The sequence below is a fragment of the bacterium SCSIO 12696 genome (assembly GCA_024397955.1).
In the GTDB taxonomy this organism is placed as follows: Bacteria; Pseudomonadota; Gammaproteobacteria; order Pseudomonadales; family Porticoccaceae; genus SCSIO-12696.
In genome coordinates this window covers 2,238,902-2,258,528 of the sequence record CP073744.1, presented here as the reverse complement: position 1 = coordinate 2,258,528, position 19,627 = coordinate 2,238,902, and the positions used below count along the sequence as shown (strand labels likewise).

Here is a 19,627-nt window from a genome sequence, read left to right as displayed (position 1 = left end):
CAAGCTGCCAGGGACGGCAATCGCTCAGCCGCAAACCGGGCAATCTGGATTTGCCCCCAACGATATGGAACGCCAGGTAAAATTCTGGCCGTCGAATAATTGCAGCCTGTTGCGTGCTTTAGACCCCATACCCAAGCGCAGTTTGATGGCCTCCAGGGCCATCGCCGTTCCGAGCATACCGACCACCGGCCCCATGACTCCCATCTCCGCACAACTCGCCTGCACCGGAGGCAATTGATTGCCGAACAGGCACTGATAGCAAGGTTGCTTCTGCCCGCTGCCGTAATCAAACACCGCCAACTGACCGTCCCAACCTACCGCGGCACCAAACACCAGTGATGTGCCATGGCGCTGGCAGGCGCTGTTTACCGCCAGGCGAGTGGCCAGGTTATCGCTGCAATCCAGTACCACGTCCACTTCCGGCACGTAGTAATCTAACGCTTCTAGATCCAGGCGTTCATCAATGGACTCCACAGTGGTGTGAGGGTTTAACGCCTCCAGCTGACTCTGGGCACTGTCGGACTTACTGGTGCCGCAGTCGCCTGCTCGGTACAACACCTGACGATGCAAGTTAGTTACATCAACCGCATCACCATCAGCGACAATAAGAGTGCCCATACCGGCACCGGCCAAATACAGTGCTGCCGGCGCACCCAAGCCACCGGCGCCGACCAATAGCACACGACAAGAGGCCAGCGATTGCTGGCCTTGTTCACCCACCTCTGGCAATAAACGCTGGCGGGCGTAGCGTAAGCTCGGCGTATCTGCCACTCAGGGTGCGCTCAGCTGCTGCTGAATAACCCGCTTGAGGTTTTTTACGGCTTCCGGGGTGGAGTCCTGCTGGTGCAGCACTATAACGCCGTCTCGGCCAATGACCACACTGCGGGGAATCATTTGTTCCGCGTACTGCTTGTATATCGCGCGCCCGGGATCTGGGGCAAACGGCATGGCGAAATTGTATTCATCCTTGTATTCCACCATCTCAGCGGTGTCGTGCTCACGGCCCAAGTTAATCACCACAAAGTCGTCGTGATCAATTTGTTGGTAAATGGTTTTATCAATCAGCGGGAGCTTCACTTTGCAGTAGGGGCACCAGGTGGCGAAGAAATTCACCAACACAACCTTGCCCTTTAGAGCCTTGGTATCCACCACTTTGCCTTCTGTGGTCGTCACCGAAAAACCGGGAGCCATATCTCCAGCACCCACGTAACTGTGTTCAGGCATTTTGGCACCACCGAGGGCAATCAATGCCAGCGGAGCCAGTAAAAGCTTCATTCCTCGACGAGCAATGTGTTTCATGATCATGGTCGTGTCCTGCAAAAGTGATTTACCCCGAGCGGGGTGCGAAATCATGGGGATCAGCATTAAACAGGGCATTATGAAGTTTAGATGGGCTTTTGGTAAGCTAGACAACAATTTTTAACACTTACAGCAAAGGAGTGCCACTGAATGCTCATCAACCTACGTCGCTTCGCCCTTTTTTCAAAACTACTCAGCAGCACCATCGCTTGCTTATTATCATGCACGCTTTTTGCTGATAGCAGCCCCCTCAAACTGCTAGATGATGAATGGCTAGAGGTCAAAACGGAAAGCTTTCATATTATTACAGACGCTGATGAAAACTACGCCAAGGCGTTTGCCCATGACCTTGAAGCATTTAGACGCTTTGCACAAATGTTTATCAACAGTAAAAACATCGAAGGTGTGAATCGCTATAAGATATTCGTCATCAAAAAAGCAGCTCATTTCCGCCGTATTGACATAGGCAGCAACCGATACCAAGCAGCATTCACCTTTTCCAGGCACGATGGCAATTTCAGCGTCGTTAAAGCCAGCGATTTTAAAACAAAAAAGAAAGAAAATAATTCCGCCAGGCAAACACTGTTTGGAGTTTATGTAAACTTCCTTTTAAGGAATACTGGTAACACAACTAACTACCCTCTGTGGTATCGAGGAGGTCTTAATTCATTTCTCTCCGCAACGGTTATTGACAGCAATATTATTAAATACGGGATGCGGACTGAAAGATACTTATGGACTGTCAACAGATTGAGAGTAATACCAATAGAGGAAATTTTTAAAGCAACTCAACACCCGAAAAAAATCGCTAAAAGAAGTGAATTTCATGCTTCCTCATGGGCACTGCAACATTATTTTTTCGCAAACCCTAACTACCAAAAAAAAGTTATCAAATATTTGAGCCTATGGAATAAAGGGGTCGATATAGACAAAGCTTTTCAGGCTGCCTTTGAGATGTCTTACAGCGATTTAGGCCGTTTAGTAAAAAAACACACAAAAAAAAGACAATATACATATCTAACATACGAACCTGAAAAACCTGCTGTTAATGACTTTCATTCCATCAGAAAACTTCCTGATAGCGAAATTGCCTTTCACTTGGGGCAGGTCATGTGGCTGAGGCACAAAAGCGGCCGTGACGAGGCATCCGTATTACTTAGAAAATCTATAGAACTGGACCCCTCTTCCCCCACCTCTCAAAGCTATGCGCTGCGTCACTTATGGCTGAAAACAAAGGAAACCGATGAAATCATTCAGCAGTTAGGCGTCATCTACCCCGATCACAAAGATGACCCATGGCTGAATGCACTGTACGGAGATTTGCTTTTTGGCAAAGCCTGGGACACCAACGGGGAAGAGTCAACAAAGCTACTTAAGCAGGCTCGCAGTAAATTCCGAAAAGCCCTTAGAGCCGACAGCGCCCACTTACGTGCCTGGGAAGGGCTGGCACAGGTATACAGGAAAGATCCATCTTTATTAAGCGAAGGGAAAGGAATGCAAGAAGCCTCTACTGCACTACAGGAGCTAGCCTATCGATTTGGAGATATGAAGTATTACTTCGAGCTAGCAAAGATGTATGAACAACAGCAACAAACTGAGCCAGCCAAGAACCTCTACCGGCACCTGGCAGCCAGCCGTAATGCGTTTACGAAAAAAGCCAAACAGAGTTTAAGCAAACTGCTCGAAAACGAAAAAACGGCAGAGGCTGCTAATTGAGCAGCCCTTGAATGGGTATCACTTTTACATCAGCGCCACGATCAATCGTCTTGCGAATCGGCACCACTGCCAAAACATCAGATCGACTGATGGAGGTCAACACCCCGGAGCTCTGATTGGCCAACGGCACCGCAGTCAATTGGCCATCGATCACTTCCAAATTGGCTCGTAAATACTCTTCCCGCCGGCGGGGTTTGGCAACATCAAACCCCGCTTTGGCAACAAAGCGGCGCGGTTGCACAAAACCGGCCCCTTGCATCGCTGACAAATAGGGACGGGTAAACAGCGCAAAGGTGACGCAGGCGGACACTGGATTTCCTGGCAAGCCAAAAAACGGGGTGTCGCAAATATGACCAAAAGCCAATGGCTTGCCGGGTTTGACAGCGATTTTCCAAAACACTTGGCGACCCAGTTTGGCCAGCACCGATTTGACGTGGTCTTCTTCACCGACCGAAACCCCGCCGCTGGACAGTACACAGTCCGCTTCACTGGCTGCACGGCGCAACAATACTTCAATGCTGTCCGGGTGGTCCTTAGCACAGCCAAGGTCCACCACCTCAGCACCCAACCCCTGCAGCAACCCCGCCAGCAAATACCGATTGGCATTGTATATCTGCCCCGATGCCAATGAATCGCCGGGCTCCACCAGTTCATCACCAGTCGAAACCACCGCCACCTTGATGCGTCGGTACACCGGCACAACACCAATACCCACAGAAGCCAACAAACCCAGCTCCGGCGCCCGCAAGCGCTGGCCCGCTTTTAGCAGTACTTCACCACTGCGAATATCCTGGCCACAGGGTCGTACATTGTCCCCCGCCCCCTTGCTGGGAGCCCGATGAACAATTACCTGATCACCCTCTTCTGAATACGTGCAGTTTTCCTGCATCACCACCGTGTCGGCCCCGGGGGGAATCTCACTACCGGTAAAAATACGGGCCGCGCTACCGGGCTCAAGCGGTTCGGGGGCCAACCCCGCAGGGATGCGTTGGCTGACCGGCAAAGTCACTGGCAGCTCGCCACCAGCTTGTAAATCGGCAAATGCAAATGCAAAACCGTCCATCGCAGAGTTGTCTGCGGGGGGCACATTGACGACCGCAATCTGGTCGCTGGCCAGCACTCGGCCATTGGCAGCGATCAGGTTTACGGTTTCTGTTTCAGCAACCGGCTTTACTTGCTGACGCAAGTGATCCAGCGCCTGTTCTACCGTCAACCAATCAGCCATCGTTGTTAGCCGCCTACCAGGGTAGCGACAAAGTTACAGGGTTTGGTGCGTGAATCCAGCTGTTCACAAATAATCTGTTGCCAACCGGTTCGGCAAGCATTGTTGGAACCGGGCAGGCAGAACACCAGAGTGTTGTTGGCCAACCCGGCAACCGCTCGGGACTGCACCGTCGAGGTACCGATTTGTGCCAGGGACAGATGGCGAAACAGCTCACCAAACCCCTCTACGGTTTTATCGAACAGTGGTATCACCGCTTCTGGCGTGGAGTCGCGGCCTGAAAAGCCGGTACCACCGGTAACTAGCACAACGTGAATACTCTTATCCGCAATCCATTGGGAAAGGCGGGCGCGAATCTGGTAGATGTCATCAATGACAATTTCTCGACCCGCCAGCTGATGACCGGCCTCGGCAACGCTGTCTGCAAGCAGCTGGCCGGAGCTGTCGGTGTCCGGCGTGCGAGTATCGGAAACGGTTAGAACGGCAATGTTCAGAGGGATAAAGTCAGACATGATTTACTCAGGTAATTCATCGATCAAAAACCATGGCAGCTAGCCACCGGTCATATTCATAAAGCGCACAATTTGTGGCTCGTTATTGACATCAAATTCATGCTGTTTGGGTTTGTTGGCAATGGCATCGACAATTGCCCGCTTTACCGCATCGATATCACCAGGGCGACGGCGCACCAGCGCGCGCAAATCAACGGAGTGCTCGTTGCCCAGGCACAGCAGCAAGCGCCCTTCAGAGGTTAAACGCACCCGATTGCAGCTGCCACAGAAGTTGTGGCTGTGGGGAGAGATAAAACCGATGCGGGTAGCCGCGTGGTTCTGTAAACGAAAATAGCGGGACGGCCCATTGGTGGTTTCGGTGGTGGGCAACAGCGGGTATTGCTGTTCAATCAAGGCGCGCACCTGATCGCTGGAACAGTAACTCAGCGCCCGACTGTGAGTCACATTGCCAAGGGGCATTTCTTCGATAAAACTGATGTCCATAGCGCGCTGAATGGCAAAATCCACCAGATTCAGTACTTCATCTTCATTGTAACCACGCATCACCACGGTATTGAGTTTAAGGCGCTGAAAGCCAGCATCGCAGGCCGCATCAATACCGGCGATTACAGCCTCTAAATCACCGACCCGGGTAATACGTTTGAATTTGTCTTTGTTGAGGCTGTCGAGGCTGATGTTGATGCGCTTGACGCCAGCGGCTTTGAGCGCAGGCGCCATTTTTGCCAGCTGTGAGCCGTTGGTGGTCAGACTGAGCTCGCGAACACCGCGCAGTGCCGCCAGCGTTTCGATCAGCTGTTCACTGTCGTGGCGTATTAGCGGCTCTCCCCCGGTCAAACGAATATTGCCAACACCAAGCTCACTGAAGGCTCGGGCAATAGTGGTGATTTCCTCATAGCTCAAAATCTGCTCCCGGGGCAGGAACGTCATTTTTTCCGCCATGCAGTACTGACAGCGAAAATCGCAGCGATCCGTGATTGAAATGCGCACGTAATTCACCCGTCGGCCGAAGGGGTCGACCAACTCAGCGGGCATAGTGCTGTCAATCATCGGATTTGTCATTTGTGCTTACTTGATGCCAACGCTGAGCCTGTTCGCAATCGCTGGGCTTAGCGGCCAACCAGCGCTCACCGTCAGCGTCGATTTCCTTTTTCCAAAACGGCGCTCGGGTTTTCAGGCAGTCCATTATAAATTCACCAGCGGCAAACGCTTCGCCACGATGGCCGCTGGCCACCCCCACAAACACAATTTGTTCGCCTACCAGTATCTCGCCAATGCGGTGTATCACGGTAACGGCGTTTAGGTGCCAGCGTTGCCGGGCTTCTTCCAGAATAGAGTGTAGAACACGCTCTGTCATGCCCGGGTAGTGCTCAAGAAACAGAGCCCGAATGCTGTTATGACCGCGAACGCAGCCGCTAAACGTAACGACAGCGCCGCTGTCACTGGCACGCAGCCGCTGGTATTCGGCGCCAACGTCAAAATCTTCCGCCTGAATCCGAACACTCACGATTAACCACCCGTTACCGGTGGGAAGAACGCTACTTCGTCACCGTCATGAATCGCGGTGTCGGGGCTGGCCATCTGTTGATTGACCGCCACCAGGTTGTGGCTGCCCAGTAACTGCTCGGCCCAAACGCCTCCCCGCTGAGCAAGCAACTGACGTAACTCCAATACGGTGCACGCTGAGGGTACTGACAGCTGTTCGCCGCTGCTGCCCAACTGGTCGCGCAAGGCGGCAAAATATTTGACCTCAATCATCCCGTTCCCAGTCGCCGGATTTGCCCCCGGCTTTTTTGACCAAACGCAGCTTGTCAACACTGATGCCCCGGTCCACCGCCTTGCACATATCGTACAACGTCAATGCGGCTACCGAAGCCGCGGTCAAGGCCTCCATCTCAACCCCGGTTTGACCATTATTTTTGCAACGGGCTTCAACCCGCAGGCAATCGCCGCCTGCAGGCTCAATGGCCACTTTGACCGAAGTCAGCATAATCGGGTGGCACAGGGGGATCAGCTCCCAGGTGCGCTTTGCTGCCTGAACACCGGCAATTCGCGCCACCGCAAGCACATCCCCTTTGGGATGACCGCCTTGCACAATTAAATCAAGGGTCGATGGCTGCATGGTGACAAAGGCTTCTGCCACACCCAGGCGCTGACTGTCGGGCTTGTCGCCCACATCGACCATATGGGCTTGGCCACTCGAATCCAAATGGGTCAATTTACTCATGGTTCAGATATTGTTCTTTTGACGGTACAAAACCACCGTAACACAATCGAAACTACGGCTTGTAAGGCAACACCAGCGAAACCTGCAAACCGCCACCGGGGCGATTAACCGCCTGCACGTCACCGTTCATCTGTTGTACGGCTTTCAAGGTAATACTCATTCCCAAGCCGTAACCTTCTTTGCTGTTGTAGGCCTTGGCCCGGTAAAACGGGGTAAACATCTGTTTCAGGTCTTGTTCAGACATACCCGGCCCGCGATCCGCCACCACCAAGGTGACACGGCGCCGACCGTAATCCAAAGAGACGTCCACGGGATTTCCCTGGCCGTACTTCAGGGCGTTCTCGAGTATATTTTTAAAGGCTTTTTCAAACACACCCGGTGACAGCACAACGTTTTTACAGCGCCCGGATTCATTCAAGTTGATGGTTTGCCCAGTGTGCAAAAAGCGGGCATCGGCCACCACTTGGCCCACCAACTCCGATAGATTCAGCGCGCGGCGTTCTTCAATACCCGGGTTGCCAGATTGAGCTTTGGAAAGGGTCAAGATTTCATCGATCAGTTTATTGAGGGCAACACACTCTCGATCAACCCGGTCGTACATTTCCTCACCCACACCAACCGCTTGCGCCTCGCAACGGGCCAGCTCGCCAGCCACTTGCAGCCGAGCCAATGGGGCACGCAGTTCGTGGGAAACATCGTGCAGCAGTTGCTGCTTGGAATCCACCAACTGCTGGATATGATCCGCCATATCGTTAAATGACCTGGCCAGATTGCCAAACTCATCCCGGCGGGAGGTGAGGTTTCGATCCAGGCGCGTGTCCAGCTCACCGGAACCCATGATATCGATGTGGGAACGCAGACGTTTTACCGGGCGAATAATCAGCAGTGCCAAAAACACACTGAAGGCGCCGGACACCATCAACGTCAGCAACCAGCGAAACAGGGTAACGTCCTGGATAGAGCGGTAGACACTCAACCAGTAGGTGCTTTCCAGGCGGGGAATCTGCACCTGATAGCTGCGGCCGTTGCCGGATATGTAATCGAAGGTCTGCCAGCGGGTGGTGCCGCCATCTTCTATGCCGTAAATCATAATGCCGGTGTCCGCATCGAACACCTGCATGTTCAGGCCGTAGTTGTAGGGAATGCGCTCATTGCCAAACAGGTCATCGCGGCTGCCGTAGCGTTCATACTGAGCAATCAAGCCTTGCAGCTCATCCTGGTGAGCCTCGTTCCAGTCGATGCGCTCGCCCAGCTCAAACAGCTCTACGTACAGCAGGCCGGAGCTGGTGACCACCACCAAGGAGCTGGTGAACCACAACACCAGGAAAATTTTCCAGAAAACACTGCGCACGGCGGTTGATCAGCTCTCGGCGATCATCTGGTAGCCAACCCCACGCACGGTCTTAATCAATTCCTGATCACCAAAAAATTGGCGTAGCTGTTGGCGCACACGGCTGACGTGCACGTCGATGCTGCGATCGTAAGGTGTGAGTTCCCGGTGCAGTACCTTGCGGGTCATGTCTTCCTTGCTGACAATACTACCTGCGTTTTGCATCAACATTGCCAGCACCTCAAATTCGGTGCCGGTCAGATCCAGATCTTTGCCGCTGTGGGTGATTGAACGGCTGCCCATATCCAGTGCCATACCATGAAGGCTGACCTGGGACTGCTCGACTTTCTTTTGCACCGCCTTACTACGGCGCAACACCGCGTTGATGCGGGCAAGTAATTCCCTCGGGTTGCACGGCTTGCCCAGGTAATCGTCGGCACCCATTTCCAGCCCGAGTATGCGATCCACCTCTTCGCCGCGGCCGGTGAGCATAATCACCGGTGTGCTGATACGAGCACGCAGTTGCGGCAACAATTCCAGGCCGGTCATGCCGGGCATCTGAATATCCAGCACGATCAGGTCATAATCATCGTTACTTCCCAGAGTATCCAAAGCCTCCGCGCCGCTGTGTACCGCATCCGCCTCAAAACCATTGGCTTTCAGGTAGGTGGCCAGCAAGCCGGTCAGGTCTTTATCGTCATCAATCAGCAGGATTTTGCTTTTGTTATCACTCATTCGAGCACTCCATTCGCGGCGGTTGGAAGCGGCAATCATAGCTCAGCCCCAGCCGGTAAAATAAACTTTTTGCTAGGGCCTGTTAACACTAATGGAATCATCACTGCTGGGAGCCATTTTTTCGCCCAGCAAGGCAGAAGGAGTGCGGTGTAGTCACTCTACATAAGCGACTGATAACACAGCTGGGCGGAAAAATGGCCCCAGCCCTTCGGGTTGCGGCTAAAAAAGCGTCACTCGGCGTTGCTCGTCGCTACTCCTCATAATGAAGAGGGGAATGACCAAACCGCTCTCCTCGCGCCTTGATTGACGATTTTTTAGTCACAACAGTGGCGACTCCATTAGTGTTAACAGGCCCTAATGTCACTGGTTCCTGGTCAGCAAAGCAACCGACTCCAGGTGAGCCGTGTGTGGAAACATATCCACCACACCGGCGCTTTCCAACTGATAGCCATGCTCACTGACCAGTATTCCCAAATCTCTGGCCAACGATCCGGGGTGACAAGATACGTACAGCACCCTGCTGGCACCGCTGTCCGCCACCAACGGCAATACCGCTTGGGCACCAGAGCGAGGTGGGTCCAGCAACACCACATCGTAGTTTTTGGCGGCCCAGCTGGAATTGCGCTGGCAGCGACTCAGATCCGCCACATCAAAATCCACATTATCGATGCCATTGTGGTCGGCGTTGCGGCGGGCCAGGTCAATGGCCGCTGTACTGCCCTCCACACCGTGAACCGCCATCGCCTGCCGTGCCAATGGCAAGGTGAAATTACCAAGGCCACAAAACAAATCCAGCACATGATCATCGGGCCGAAGCTGCAATAATTCCAAAGCGCATTCAATCAGTTGGCGATTCACATCACCATTAACCTGGACAAAGCTGCCCGGCTGGGTGTGCAGCTCGAGATCAGATGCCGGTAGCTGATAACTCAGCGCCGACCCATCAGACAACGACTCTACAGTTTCGACTCCCGCGGGCTGGCGATAGATCTGCAAATTGTGTGAACCGCCAAATGCCCGCAATGTTTCCCGGTCCGTGGCCGTCATCTCACCCAACAAGTGTACGTTGATGGCGTTGGCGGAATCCATGGCCAATAGTTCAATCTGGGGAATGCGCTCACGGGCCTGTAGCTCACCAATCAGCGCAGCAATGGGTTCCAATAGCTCCTGAAACGGTGGCGCCAGAATCGGGCACTGCTTGATAGCCACCAACTGCTCGCTGCCAGACTGGCGGAAACCCAGCTCAGCCACACCGGCCTTTTTTAGCCAGCGTACTGCCAACCGCGCTCGGCGACGGTAGCCCCAAGGCCGACTGTGGATAGTGGGTAACCAATGCACCGGTTCCACACCGCCAATACGTTTGAGATTACGCTGAAGCAGCAGCTGCTTATGGTGCAGCTGATCAGAGTGATTCAGGTGTTGCAACTGGCAGCCGCCGCAACGGCCAAAATGACGGCATTGAGGCGCGGTTCGCTGTGATGATGGCTCAATAATCTGCTGCACTGCCCCCAAGTCAAACTTACCCCGGCGCTGCCGATAGCGGGCCAACACCCGTTCACCAGGCAAGCCGCCGTCGATAAACAGGGTTCGGCCCGCCACTCGAGACACGCCCCGGCCGTGACCATTCAGGTCGGTGATTGTCACCTCTACCGGTTCAGGTAGCTTTATCGGGTGCGGCTTGCGAGGGCGGCGCTGTCTGCGCTTATCGGGTGGCATCAGCGTGGGTATTTGGCCGTCAATAGCGTAACCAGCCGTTCCATACCTTGCTGATCCGACTCGTCAAAGCGGCCCAATAACGGGCTGTCGATATCCAGTACCGCAACCACGTTGCCATTAACAGCAATGGGCACCACCAGTTCCGAATTAGACGCCGCATCGCAGGCAATATGGCCATCGAACTGATGCACATCTGCCACAAGTTGTGTGGCGTTATTCGCGGCAGCTGTGCCACATACACCTGCCCCCATATCGATACGAGTACAGGCCGGCTTACCCTGAAACGGCCCCAGTACCAGCTGATTGCCACCGCGCAGGTAAAACCCTACCCAGTTGATGTCTGGCAGGCTCATCCACAGCAGTGCCGAGGCATTGGCCAGGTTGGCAATCCAGTCAGATTCGTTTTCCAGCAAACCCTGGAGCTGTAAATACAATGTGTCGTAGCTGTTGCTCATCTCATCTTTCACACAACAAATTGCGCCAGTCTACCTTATTCTCCAACGCCTGATGGCTATGGCGCTTAGACTTACCACGGCAAATGCCTGCGAAATGTAAAAAAATGCCCGCCAGCGCAAAAAAGTGCGACCTGATGATTGATTCAAACTTGCGTCTTGGGCAAGATTTAGCCGCTGATTACTCTGGTTTATCCCTGCCGTACCTCTGCGTCAGATTAAAACAACAACACCGCATGGATTGCTCAAGACCGATGGGGCCACTATGCAATTTGATGAAGATTCCGCCGCTTCCGCCCAATACCTGAAGCAAGCCGTTCCATTGATGGTGCAACGGCAAATACCCACCAACCCGCTGAACTACGCGCTCTGGTATTCGCACGTCAAGAACATCAATAAAGAACTCAGCGAGCGCTTGCTGTTTGAATTTCCAGCGGCGGGCACCTATGACCCACAAAAAAGCCAACAGCTATTTTACGACTATTTTGTCCGCGACCAAGTGCCCGCAGAAGATGAAACCCAAGGCGCGGTAGCGGAGTTACTTAGCCAGCTGTTTGACACGGTAAACAAAGCCACCGAGGGCACCAGCCAGTACAGCGAGTCTTTGAAAAACACCATTGCGGCGGTGCAAAACACCGACGACCCCAAAGAGGTTCAGAAAGCACTGAGCAACTTGCTGCGCGATACTGACGCGGTGAATCAGTTGACTCAGGACTTTCAATCTCACTTGGTAGAGGCGCGGCAAGAGGTGGAGAACCTGCGCCAACAACTGCAAGCATCGGAGAAAACCGCGTTACTGGACGAGCTCACTCAAATTGGCAATCGTCGCGCGTTTGACCAAACCATCGCTCGCTGCTTGCGGGACAGCAGCCAACCCACCACATTGCTGTTACTGGACCTGGATCACTTTAAAAAATGCAATGACACCTATGGGCACGTCACCGGCGACCGAATTCTCGAAGAAGTTGGCGACCTGTTGTCAGGCGTTGCCAACGATCAGGTCCACCCTATGCGTTATGGCGGCGAGGAGTTTGCGGTCATCTGCGAACAACCTGCTGAGGCGGCCTCACAAATTGCAGAAACCATTCGCGAACAGGTCACTGCCATCAGCGTTCGCCAAGCGGATACCGGGGATATCATCAATGACATCAGCGTATCCATCGGCGTCGCTCAAGCCAGTGCCGATGACAGCGCTGACAGTCTGAAAGAACGCGCCGATAAAGCCCTTTATCAGGCCAAGGAAAACGGGCGCAACCGGGTTGAACTGGCCAGTTAAGATCGATTGGCACCGTTCAACTGCACAGCAAAACCCACTGACGAATGGGAACTTTTGCGAGCGGATTCGACCCAATAGGGCTACCCTAAATTCAAGGAGCCCCGAGATGAAACACCAGATATTGACGTCACTGCTAACACTGGCCTGCCTGGCCACCCCTGCTTACAGCTGGGCCGAAGCACCTGCAAAAGCACCGAGCAAGCCGTTAACCTCTGGTTTCAATCACGTGGGCCTTACGGTGAAAAATCTGGATGGTTCCACCGGTTTTTTCACCGATGTACTGGGCTGGCGCAAGGTTGGCGGAGATGCCAAATACCCCGCCAACTTCGTCAGTGACGGCAAGATGTTTCTCACCCTTTGGGCAGTACAAGACACCAAAAATCTGACCGATTTCAACCGCAAATCCAACGTTGGCCTGCACCACCTGGCGATTACAGTAGATAGCTTTGAGCTACTGGACGAACTCCACCGGCGCGCCAAAGCCTACCCGGGTGTCGTGATTGAATTTGCGCCAGAACCTTCCTACGGCGGCCCGGCAAAGCATATGATGCTGCGCGAACCCAGCGGCAATCGTTTGGAATTCAAACACACTCCGCCCAAGAAGTAACTTTTTCACTTCTGCACCACCCACAGTCCCACTGAGCATCTGTGCTAGACCAGCCCTGTGAATAGGTTTTAAATACAGGGCTGCGAACGGATGCTCAGGGGTTCAGATGAAAAAATGGCTATTTGTTGTATCGCTTGTTTCCCTTCTGGGGGCAGCGCTGGCATGGATAGAAATTCATAACACTCAGGAAGCACTAGCCAACAAGGAACCCCTCCTTACTACTCCTGCGAACGAACCCCGAACACCACCGGACAATAAGGTTTCCGAAGACGACAGCTCTGACCTTCCACCACCTCCTCCTGAAAGCATAAAGGTCCTGCTTGAGCCCAACCCAGATTTCGACCACCTTTGTGTATACCCTGATTTTCCCAATCAGGAACAAATAGCCGACCAATTATCAAACATGATCCTCAACAATGAAGACGTTGAGGCGATTTATGCGCTACTGCAACACCTCAAGGAATCCCCCATAGTTGGAAGTGTTGACGCCGAAGTGTGGAAAAAGAGAGATAAAGCAAAAAAAGAACAACTAAAATCCGCACGACTATCAAGTATAGTGCAAGATTTAAAAAACGTTAAAAATGGCAACGATCTTCTAGAAATTATTGAAGCTATACCTGTTAAAGATCGACCGTTAGTTAGCTCAAATCTTCTCAGGCTGGCTGATAAAATCTCACTATCTGAACAACAGTTTGATCGACTAATGGACTCAGGAATAGTAACCGACTTACACACACTTGCTCACATATCGTATTTGGCATTAACAACGCCTTTTAATAATAGGTTAGAGAAAAAAATTATTAAAAAGATAGAAAACCTGCCTGCACGCAGCCATAACAGCTTCGATGACTCGGACTATGCGTACATTTTCCTCGCCAGATATCAAAATGCAGAAATAGTTGAGCTTTTTCTACACAAAGGGGCAAATACAGATTTTGTACCCAAAAAATCTCACATCGCCGATTTTGCAATTCAGTTCGCCACCTCAAATGAGATTCAAAACGCCTCTAACAAAACTATATCAACAAGCCAAGAACAAAAAATCATTTTCTTAAAATGGCTGTCAGAAAATAACATTTTCCCTTCCATATTAACGATAATACATCTACAAAATAATGCTAAAAATATTCCAGAATGGATAACCCAGGACTATCTACCAGAAGTCATCGAACTTAAAAAACTGAACACCCAAAGCCTTTATTCCAGCAGCATACTTAGAGTAGCCGACAAGATAGGTGTCAAACTTGATGATATCTATGGTTTTAATGAAAGCCTTGAAAGCTTTGACGAATGTACAGAAAATTACAAAAATACTCTGGACGAAATAAAGCTGGATAAAAAACTGGCCAAGCAGGACTTTATTGCATGGCTAAATGAACAGAAGCCACATTACTCTGACAAGCGCATTGAAGAGGCACTGTCAAAAATATCCACACGCTATATACACTTTAAGCGCATCTACAGTCGGCCAACTTCCGTTAAAGCGCCCATAGACCCTGATTTACGAAAGCGATTTGGGGCATACTCTACCTATATCGAAGACTTGGAAAACGCCGCCTTATCCGGCGAAGTCTCTGCGATTGAAATCAACCAAATGATTCCACGTCGTCTGATATCCAGGAGTATTAAAAAACACGATATAGATAGCCTAGATCGACTGTTTTATCTGGGTCTTGAAGTCGATAGAGTTCGACGACCTCTCGCAGACGCATTGAAAAAAAGCACATTTTCAGACTTTGAACTTCTGGATTATTTTCACTCAAAAGGGCTGTCTTTTGACTATCGCTATCCAAGTTTTACACCATTTTTAACTGCCATTAAAAACGATAACTTAGAGCTGGCGAAATACATCCGAGACAAGGGCGCCACTCTGGGCGCGGAGCATTTTTTGGAAGACGCGCTGTCTCATACCTTGCAGAACTACACGCACGAAAAAAAGGATACTCTGGAATATTTATTGAGTATCGAGTTTCCGATATACAAGCAGCATCGCCGGTTGCACGCAGAAGCGAAAAAGACGTTTCCCAACCTTGCAAATTTACCGAAATAAACGCCTAGATACCCATCTTGGCTAACTGGTCCATCAGCTGGCGCAACAGACCGGAAATTCTTGGGTGCTGGGCATCAAAGTCCGCCGCTTGCTGGCTCAGCTGAGACTGAACTTGCTGGCTGTCTGACTGTGCTTGATCATTTTCAGAAGTGAGCCGGACAATGTCTTCCATCAGCAAGCCAAGCATATCTTTCACGTGTATATCAGTTTGGCTGGCCTCTTCCAGAGCGACACGCAATTCGGCAATTTGTTGTTTCAGTTCTTCGTCTGTCATATCAAAAGTATAGGCCATAAAAGATACATAGCCGATTATTAAGGCCCACCCGCATCACGAATTGCACGCTGCAGTGAAGCAGCAGAGCGAACCCAGGTGTCTAGCTGCGGATAAGTGGCTTTAAGCCCTCCAGCCAAAGCCAGGGCTTGACGGCGGGTAGCCACCGGATGGCTGGTGATCACATACCAACCTCTGCCCTGGCTAACCGTTTTATGGCGCAAAAACGACGCAGAAGGCAGGGCGTGCTGCTCAAAAAAGCGCTCTGCATTGGCTTCGCTGCCCAAAGCCGCCAGCTGTACCAAATAACCCGACAAAGACGGCTGAACATCAACAGCAGGGGCTACCGACGACCCTTCTTTAGCCAAAGCCTCTGCCTCGCTGGTATCACTGATTGCCTCAGGCATTATTTCTAAAACCGTTCTCTCAGTGTGTACAGGGGTATGAGGTTGTGAACGGGCGTCTTTGGCAACTGCTGGGGCCTCCTTGACAGGGCCCATTTGAACAACCCCAGGTACTATTGGAATAGACGCTTCAATGGCGACTTGCTGGCACCGCCACTCTTCAATGACAGGGCTGGGGTCGCACAACCACTGCCAATCTTTAGCCGTGCTTGTTTGCTGGGGTAATGCTGAGCAGCCCGTAAACAGCAGAAAAGCAGCTCCTGAAAACAGCAACGATGGTTTCATGGACAATATCGCTATTTTTATTGTTATAAAAATCTATTTGTTTTGAATAAAAACCGGTTTAAGAAAAATCAAAGCCCTTCCAGTGCTTCTGCAAGCGTCTTTGCAGCTATGATTTCCATGCCTTTTATCGGCTGCCTGGGAGCATTGGCCACCGGCACAATAGCGCGCTTAAAGCCGTGCTTGGCAGCCTCTCGCAAACGTTCTACTCCACTTGGAACCGGGCGCAGCTCGCCAGACAGGCCCACCTCGCCAAAGGCAATCAAATCACTGGGCAGGGTTTGATCGCGAAAGCTGGATACTACCGCCAACAGCAGTGGCAAATCTGCACTGGTTTCGACCACTTTGACACCGCCGACAATATTGACGAACACATCCTGGTCCGCCGCCATAATGCCACCGTGGCGATGCAACACCGCCAACAACATGGCCAGGCGATTATGATCCAAACCCACAACCACCCGACGTGGGTTGTTAAAAGGGCTTTCGTCCACCAGAGCCTGGAGTTCCACGAGCAGCGGGCGGGTGCCTTCCCAAACCACCGTCACCAAACTCCCAGAGGCGACTTCATCGGCGCGACTCAAGAAAATGGCAGAAGGGTTGTTGACCTCTTTGAGACCCGCTTCGGTCATTGCGAACACCCCCAACTCGTTGACAGCACCAAAGCGATTTTTGATGCCACGCAAGGTGCGGAAGCGGCTGTCTCCAGAGCCCTCCAACATCAACGAGCAATCAATCATATGTTCCAATACTTTAGGCCCAGCCAAGGTACCGTCCTTGGTCACATGGCCAACCAACAACAATACCGTGCCTGTCTGCTTGGCAAACCGAACCAGTTGCGCTGCCGCTTCACGCACTTGGGAAACACTGCCCGGCGCGGAGTTGATATCCGCCAGATGCACAACCTGAATGGAGTCCACCACCAGTATTTTCGGCTGGCGTTTTTCCGCGGTGTGACAAATGGTTTCGACGCTGGTTTCCGCCATAATATTGAGCTTGTCTGTCGCAAGCCCGAGGCGCTTAGCGCGCATGGCCACTTGTTGAGGGGATTCTTCTCCAGTGACGTACAGGGTTTCCATGGATTCTGCCAAATGGCACAGTGTCTGTAACAACAAAGTACTTTTGCCAGCACCGGGCTCGCCACCAATCAATACGCAAGAACCAGGAACCAGACCGCCACCCAGCACCAGATCGAATTCGTGGCCACCACTGGAGATTCGCGGCAGTTCTTGCAGATCGATTTCCGCCAGGCGCTTAACTTCACCGTCGGCGGCTCCCGCATAACCCGCACCGACACCTGCATTTCGAGAGGGTGCGGCATGGCGCATTTCACTGAGCGTATTCCAGGCACCGCAATCGCTGCATTGCCCCTGCCATTTGCTGTAGTCGGAACCACAGTCACTGCACACATACAGAGTCTTTTTCTTTGCCAAGGGAGCTACCTGTTAAAAATCCAGAGAAACGCGCACAAAACCACGGCGATCAAACTGGTTGCTGAGGTTAAATTCGCTGTAGGTGGCACCAAACAGATTTTGCCCTAAGAGCTCTACTTTGAAGCTGCTGCCACCCATGTCGAAGGTTTTACTCAGCTTCATATCAAGACGGTCATAACTGGACAAAGGCTGGCCATAAAACAACCATTCCATCTCCGCCAAATAGTAGTAATTCAAGCTGGCTTGCCACTGTCCCGGCAGCTGCTGTGCCAGAGACAAGGCCAAGGTATGACGTGGCGTCGCACTTAAAGTTTGCTGGGCACGCACCGCCGCCGCGGGAGACTCCTGGTCGGCAGTGGCGTAACTGTAGGCAACCCACAAGCGGCTATCGCGCCATAGTTCCGCATCAAAACTGAATTCTGCGCCTTTAATCGTGGTGGAACCGCCGTTGATACGAACCAGAGAGCCCGGCAAAACCGCCGTCACCAAGTCCGGGAAGAATGGGTTAGCCGCTTCAATGATTTCATTGCTAAGGCGGTCGCGAAACAGCTTAACATCCAACTGTACCGGCCCCAGCTCACTCACCAAGCCCAACGCGTAAGAATCGATCTTCTCCGGTTGCAATGGCTGAGGCACCACCAGCAAAGCATCTACCAAGCGGCCACTGGCGGTTTTTAAACCCAACTCGTGAAACGCCTCGGCAATAAAAGGCTGACGCACCCCACGGGCAACGGTGGCACGCACCACATGGCGGTCATTAATGCGGTAATTGCCTCCCACCCGATAGGACGCTTCCGCTGACATTAAATCGCCCTTTTCCACCAGCACGCCAGCATTCACCAACAACGGCCCAAAGCGCTGTTCCAAATTGGCAAAAACCCGTGAGCTGAGATCCTCAAAGTAACCAAAATCCTGCAAGGTCAGAAACCCGCGCATGCGATTCAGGCGCGCACCCGCGCCCCAAACCAGGCGCTGATCCGAATTCAATACCAGAGACTGTTCAAACTCCAGGTCAGTACGATCTGCCCGCAAATCAATCACGCCGGATAGCACGGGTTCATCATCCACTCCGGCAGGCAAGCCTGCAGGAAAAAAGTCAGACAGCTGCCCATGTGTGGAACGATCATCGGTGACGCTGTTGTTATAGCTCAACTGCAGATGCCACTGATTACTGGGCGACAAGTTGTTGTTCCAACGAACCACTGCATGACTCTCTACAATGCCGGTACTGCGCGGGGTATCCACCAAGGGGAATTCATTAGCGCCGCCGCCACCGCCATCACCGGCGGCGTAGCCCAGCTGCCAATCGAGGCTTTGCTGGCCGCTCAACTGATAATCGCCAGACCAGCGAATATAAGGGGCGCGTACTTCATCATTGGCGCTATCAAAGCCATCCGTACGATACTGGCCGAAGCGCAGCTGCTGTTGACTGCGCTCACCGACATAGCTGTAACGGCCGCTGGCAATGGATAAACCGTTAGCCCCTTGTGTGGAAGACAGTTGCCAACCAGGCTGCAGAGCAGCATCGCGAGTGATGATATTGATAGCGCCCAAATAAGCATGAGAACCATAGCTGGCAGCGGATGTACCGCGCACCACCTCTATTCGTTCTATATCGTCCAGGCGAATGCCCAAACGGTCCCAGTCAGTCAGACCAAATTGTGAACTCAGAGTCACACGGCCATCCACCAACACCTGCATACGCCGGGACAAGCCATCATTCTGGCCGTGGTAGGTAAAACCACTGTGGTGATTGCGCCAACTGAGTCCCACTTGCATGCCGGGCACCAAACGCAATAGATCGACAATTTCTACCGCGGCTGACGCATCAATCAATTCACGATCAATGATGGTGGTAGCCACCGGTGTGTCTGCCAGGGGTTGGGACAAGCGGGTGGCACTCATCACCATCGGCATTTGCTGCATCAAATCCGATTCAGTGAGTTCTTCTGAGCACACAATAGAAGAACTGAAAGCCGCCAAAAAAAGAAGGGAAACAACGGGGCAGGTATTCGACGGCATACACACTCACACAACGACAAAAAAACAGATGAGTGCATTTTGAAGCCAGCGGATTCGGCTGTCAAAAGCGTTCGCT

20 protein-coding genes are annotated in these 19,627 nt (G+C 52.2%); 4 read left to right on the top strand and 16 right to left on the bottom strand.

All coding sequences use genetic code 11. The annotated features are described in order from the left end of the window. Window positions 1-24: 24 nt before the first annotated feature. On the bottom strand, window positions 25-771 hold the full coding sequence (locus tag KFE80_10440) for a HesA/MoeB/ThiF family protein (GenBank protein UTW44806.1): 747 nt from the start codon (window positions 769-771) through the stop codon (window positions 25-27). Further along, on the bottom strand, window positions 772-1,305 hold the full coding sequence (locus KFE80_10435) for a TlpA family protein disulfide reductase (GenBank protein UTW44805.1): 534 nt from the start codon (window positions 1,303-1,305) through the stop codon (window positions 772-774). It lies immediately after the preceding gene. 144 nt (window positions 1,306-1,449) lie between these two features. On the opposite strand from KFE80_10435, the gene KFE80_10430 reads away from it, so the two are divergent. Next, window positions 1,450-3,015, top strand: coding sequence for a hypothetical protein (locus KFE80_10430; protein UTW44804.1), 1,566 nt, complete (start codon window positions 1,450-1,452; stop codon window positions 3,013-3,015). On the opposite strand, the gene KFE80_10425 is transcribed toward KFE80_10430, so the two are convergent. The 10 genes from KFE80_10425 to KFE80_10380 form a co-directional block, all read right to left on the bottom strand. Continuing rightward, entirely contained in the window at window positions 3,008-4,240 is a 1,233-nt protein-coding gene (locus KFE80_10425; protein ID UTW44803.1) for a molybdopterin molybdotransferase MoeA, read from the bottom strand. The genes KFE80_10430 and KFE80_10425 overlap by 8 nt on opposite strands. A 5-nt stretch (window positions 4,241-4,245) precedes the next feature. Then, window positions 4,246-4,749 (bottom strand): molybdenum cofactor biosynthesis protein B, encoded by a 504-nt coding sequence (gene moaB, locus KFE80_10420; GenBank protein UTW44802.1) that lies wholly within the window; start codon window positions 4,747-4,749, stop codon window positions 4,246-4,248. Window positions 4,750-4,788: 39 nt separating this feature from the next. After that, a complete protein-coding gene (moaA, locus tag KFE80_10415) occupies window positions 4,789-5,781 on the bottom strand; it encodes a GTP 3',8-cyclase MoaA (GenBank protein UTW46696.1) in 993 nt (330 codons plus the stop codon). A 7-nt stretch (window positions 5,782-5,788) separates the two neighbouring features. Beyond that, the gene (moaE, locus tag KFE80_10410) at window positions 5,789-6,256 is read right to left on the bottom strand and encodes a molybdopterin synthase catalytic subunit MoaE (protein UTW46695.1); all 468 of its coding nucleotides are present in this window, start codon (window positions 6,254-6,256) and stop codon (window positions 5,789-5,791) included. Then, on the bottom strand, window positions 6,256-6,504 hold the full coding sequence (gene moaD, locus KFE80_10405; GenBank protein UTW44801.1) for a molybdopterin converting factor subunit 1: 249 nt from the start codon (window positions 6,502-6,504) through the stop codon (window positions 6,256-6,258). Before moaD ends, moaE begins: the two co-directional genes overlap by 1 nt. Beyond that, window positions 6,497-6,973, bottom strand: coding sequence for a cyclic pyranopterin monophosphate synthase MoaC (gene moaC / locus KFE80_10400; protein ID UTW44800.1), 477 nt, complete (start codon window positions 6,971-6,973; stop codon window positions 6,497-6,499). Before moaC ends, moaD begins: the two co-directional genes overlap by 8 nt. Window positions 6,974-7,025: 52 nt before the next feature. After that, window positions 7,026-8,294 (bottom strand): HAMP domain-containing protein, encoded by a 1,269-nt coding sequence (locus KFE80_10395; GenBank protein UTW44799.1) that lies wholly within the window; start codon window positions 8,292-8,294, stop codon window positions 7,026-7,028. A gap of 39 nt (window positions 8,295-8,333) precedes the next feature. Further along, the gene (locus KFE80_10390) at window positions 8,334-9,038 is read right to left on the bottom strand and encodes a response regulator transcription factor (protein UTW44798.1); all 705 of its coding nucleotides are present in this window, start codon (window positions 9,036-9,038) and stop codon (window positions 8,334-8,336) included. 360 nt (window positions 9,039-9,398) lie between these two features. Continuing rightward, on the bottom strand, window positions 9,399-10,754 hold the full coding sequence (gene rlmD, locus KFE80_10385) for a 23S rRNA (uracil(1939)-C(5))-methyltransferase RlmD (protein UTW44797.1): 1,356 nt from the start codon (window positions 10,752-10,754) through the stop codon (window positions 9,399-9,401). Beyond that, window positions 10,754-11,209 (bottom strand): GAF domain-containing protein, encoded by a 456-nt coding sequence (locus KFE80_10380; GenBank protein UTW44796.1) that lies wholly within the window; start codon window positions 11,207-11,209, stop codon window positions 10,754-10,756. The genes rlmD and KFE80_10380 overlap by 1 nt, the downstream gene beginning before the upstream one ends. A 262-nt stretch (window positions 11,210-11,471) precedes the next feature. On the opposite strand from KFE80_10380, the gene KFE80_10375 reads away from it, so the two are divergent. The 3 genes from KFE80_10375 (at window position 11,472) to KFE80_10365 (ending at window position 15,139) form a co-directional block, all read left to right on the top strand. After that, complete coding sequence (locus tag KFE80_10375; protein ID UTW44795.1) at window positions 11,472-12,482, top strand: GGDEF domain-containing protein; 1,011 nt, start codon at window positions 11,472-11,474, stop codon at window positions 12,480-12,482. A gap of 106 nt (window positions 12,483-12,588) precedes the next feature. After that, window positions 12,589-13,089 (top strand): VOC family protein, encoded by a 501-nt coding sequence (locus KFE80_10370; GenBank protein UTW44794.1) that lies wholly within the window; start codon window positions 12,589-12,591, stop codon window positions 13,087-13,089. A 106-nt stretch (window positions 13,090-13,195) separates the two neighbouring features. Further along, window positions 13,196-15,139 carry a hypothetical protein gene (locus KFE80_10365; GenBank protein UTW44793.1) on the top strand — a complete coding sequence of 648 codons (1,944 nt, stop codon included), beginning with the start codon at window positions 13,196-13,198 and terminating at the stop codon, window positions 15,137-15,139. Window positions 15,140-15,143: 4 nt separating this feature from the next. Here the strand turns inward: KFE80_10365 and KFE80_10360 are convergent, their stop codons facing one another. The 4 genes from KFE80_10360 to KFE80_10345 form a co-directional block, all read right to left on the bottom strand. Further along, the gene (locus tag KFE80_10360; protein UTW44792.1) at window positions 15,144-15,431 is read right to left on the bottom strand and encodes a DUF4404 family protein; all 288 of its coding nucleotides are present in this window, start codon (window positions 15,429-15,431) and stop codon (window positions 15,144-15,146) included. A 20-nt stretch (window positions 15,432-15,451) separates the two neighbouring features. Next, window positions 15,452-16,099 carry an SPOR domain-containing protein gene (locus tag KFE80_10355; protein ID UTW44791.1) on the bottom strand — a complete coding sequence of 216 codons (648 nt, stop codon included), beginning with the start codon at window positions 16,097-16,099 and terminating at the stop codon, window positions 15,452-15,454. Between the two features lie 68 nt (window positions 16,100-16,167). Next, on the bottom strand, window positions 16,168-17,529 hold the full coding sequence (gene radA / locus KFE80_10350; GenBank protein ID UTW44790.1) for a DNA repair protein RadA: 1,362 nt from the start codon (window positions 17,527-17,529) through the stop codon (window positions 16,168-16,170). A 12-nt stretch (window positions 17,530-17,541) separates the two neighbouring features. After that, entirely contained in the window at window positions 17,542-19,551 is a 2,010-nt protein-coding gene (locus KFE80_10345; protein ID UTW44789.1) for a TonB-dependent receptor, read from the bottom strand. Between the last annotated feature and the right edge of the window lie 76 nt (window positions 19,552-19,627).

What these genes read in the sequence shown, in the direction of transcription:
- KFE80_10435 (UTW44805.1), bottom strand. Translation starts at nt 1,305, where the DNA reads ATGATCATGAAACACATTGCTCGTCGAGGAATGAAGCTTTTACTGGCT.
- KFE80_10430 (UTW44804.1), top strand. Translation starts at nt 1,450, where the DNA reads ATGCTCATCAACCTACGTCGCTTCGCCCTTTTTTCAAAACTACTCAGC.
- KFE80_10425 (UTW44803.1), bottom strand. Translation starts at nt 4,240, where the DNA reads ATGGCTGATTGGTTGACGGTAGAACAGGCGCTGGATCACTTGCGTCAG.
- moaB (UTW44802.1), bottom strand. Translation starts at nt 4,749, where the DNA reads ATGTCTGACTTTATCCCTCTGAACATTGCCGTTCTAACCGTTTCCGAT.
- moaA (UTW46696.1), bottom strand. Translation starts at nt 5,781, where the DNA reads ATGCCCGCTGAGTTGGTCGACCCCTTCGGCCGACGGGTGAATTACGTG.
- moaD (UTW44801.1), bottom strand. Translation starts at nt 6,504, where the DNA reads ATGATTGAGGTCAAATATTTTGCCGCCTTGCGCGACCAGTTGGGCAGC.
- moaC (UTW44800.1), bottom strand. Translation starts at nt 6,973, where the DNA reads ATGAGTAAATTGACCCATTTGGATTCGAGTGGCCAAGCCCATATGGTC.
- KFE80_10390 (UTW44798.1), bottom strand. Translation starts at nt 9,038, where the DNA reads ATGAGTGATAACAAAAGCAAAATCCTGCTGATTGATGACGATAAAGAC.
- rlmD (UTW44797.1), bottom strand. Translation starts at nt 10,754, where the DNA reads ATGCCACCCGATAAGCGCAGACAGCGCCGCCCTCGCAAGCCGCACCCG.
- KFE80_10380 (UTW44796.1), bottom strand. Translation starts at nt 11,209, where the DNA reads ATGAGCAACAGCTACGACACATTGTATTTACAGCTCCAGGGTTTGCTG.
- KFE80_10375 (UTW44795.1), top strand. Translation starts at nt 11,472, where the DNA reads ATGCAATTTGATGAAGATTCCGCCGCTTCCGCCCAATACCTGAAGCAA.
- KFE80_10370 (UTW44794.1), top strand. Translation starts at nt 12,589, where the DNA reads ATGAAACACCAGATATTGACGTCACTGCTAACACTGGCCTGCCTGGCC.
- KFE80_10365 (UTW44793.1), top strand. Translation starts at nt 13,196, where the DNA reads ATGAAAAAATGGCTATTTGTTGTATCGCTTGTTTCCCTTCTGGGGGCA.
- KFE80_10360 (UTW44792.1), bottom strand. Translation starts at nt 15,431, where the DNA reads ATGGCCTATACTTTTGATATGACAGACGAAGAACTGAAACAACAAATT.
- KFE80_10355 (UTW44791.1), bottom strand. Translation starts at nt 16,099, where the DNA reads ATGAAACCATCGTTGCTGTTTTCAGGAGCTGCTTTTCTGCTGTTTACG.
- KFE80_10345 (UTW44789.1), bottom strand. Translation starts at nt 19,551, where the DNA reads ATGCCGTCGAATACCTGCCCCGTTGTTTCCCTTCTTTTTTTGGCGGCT.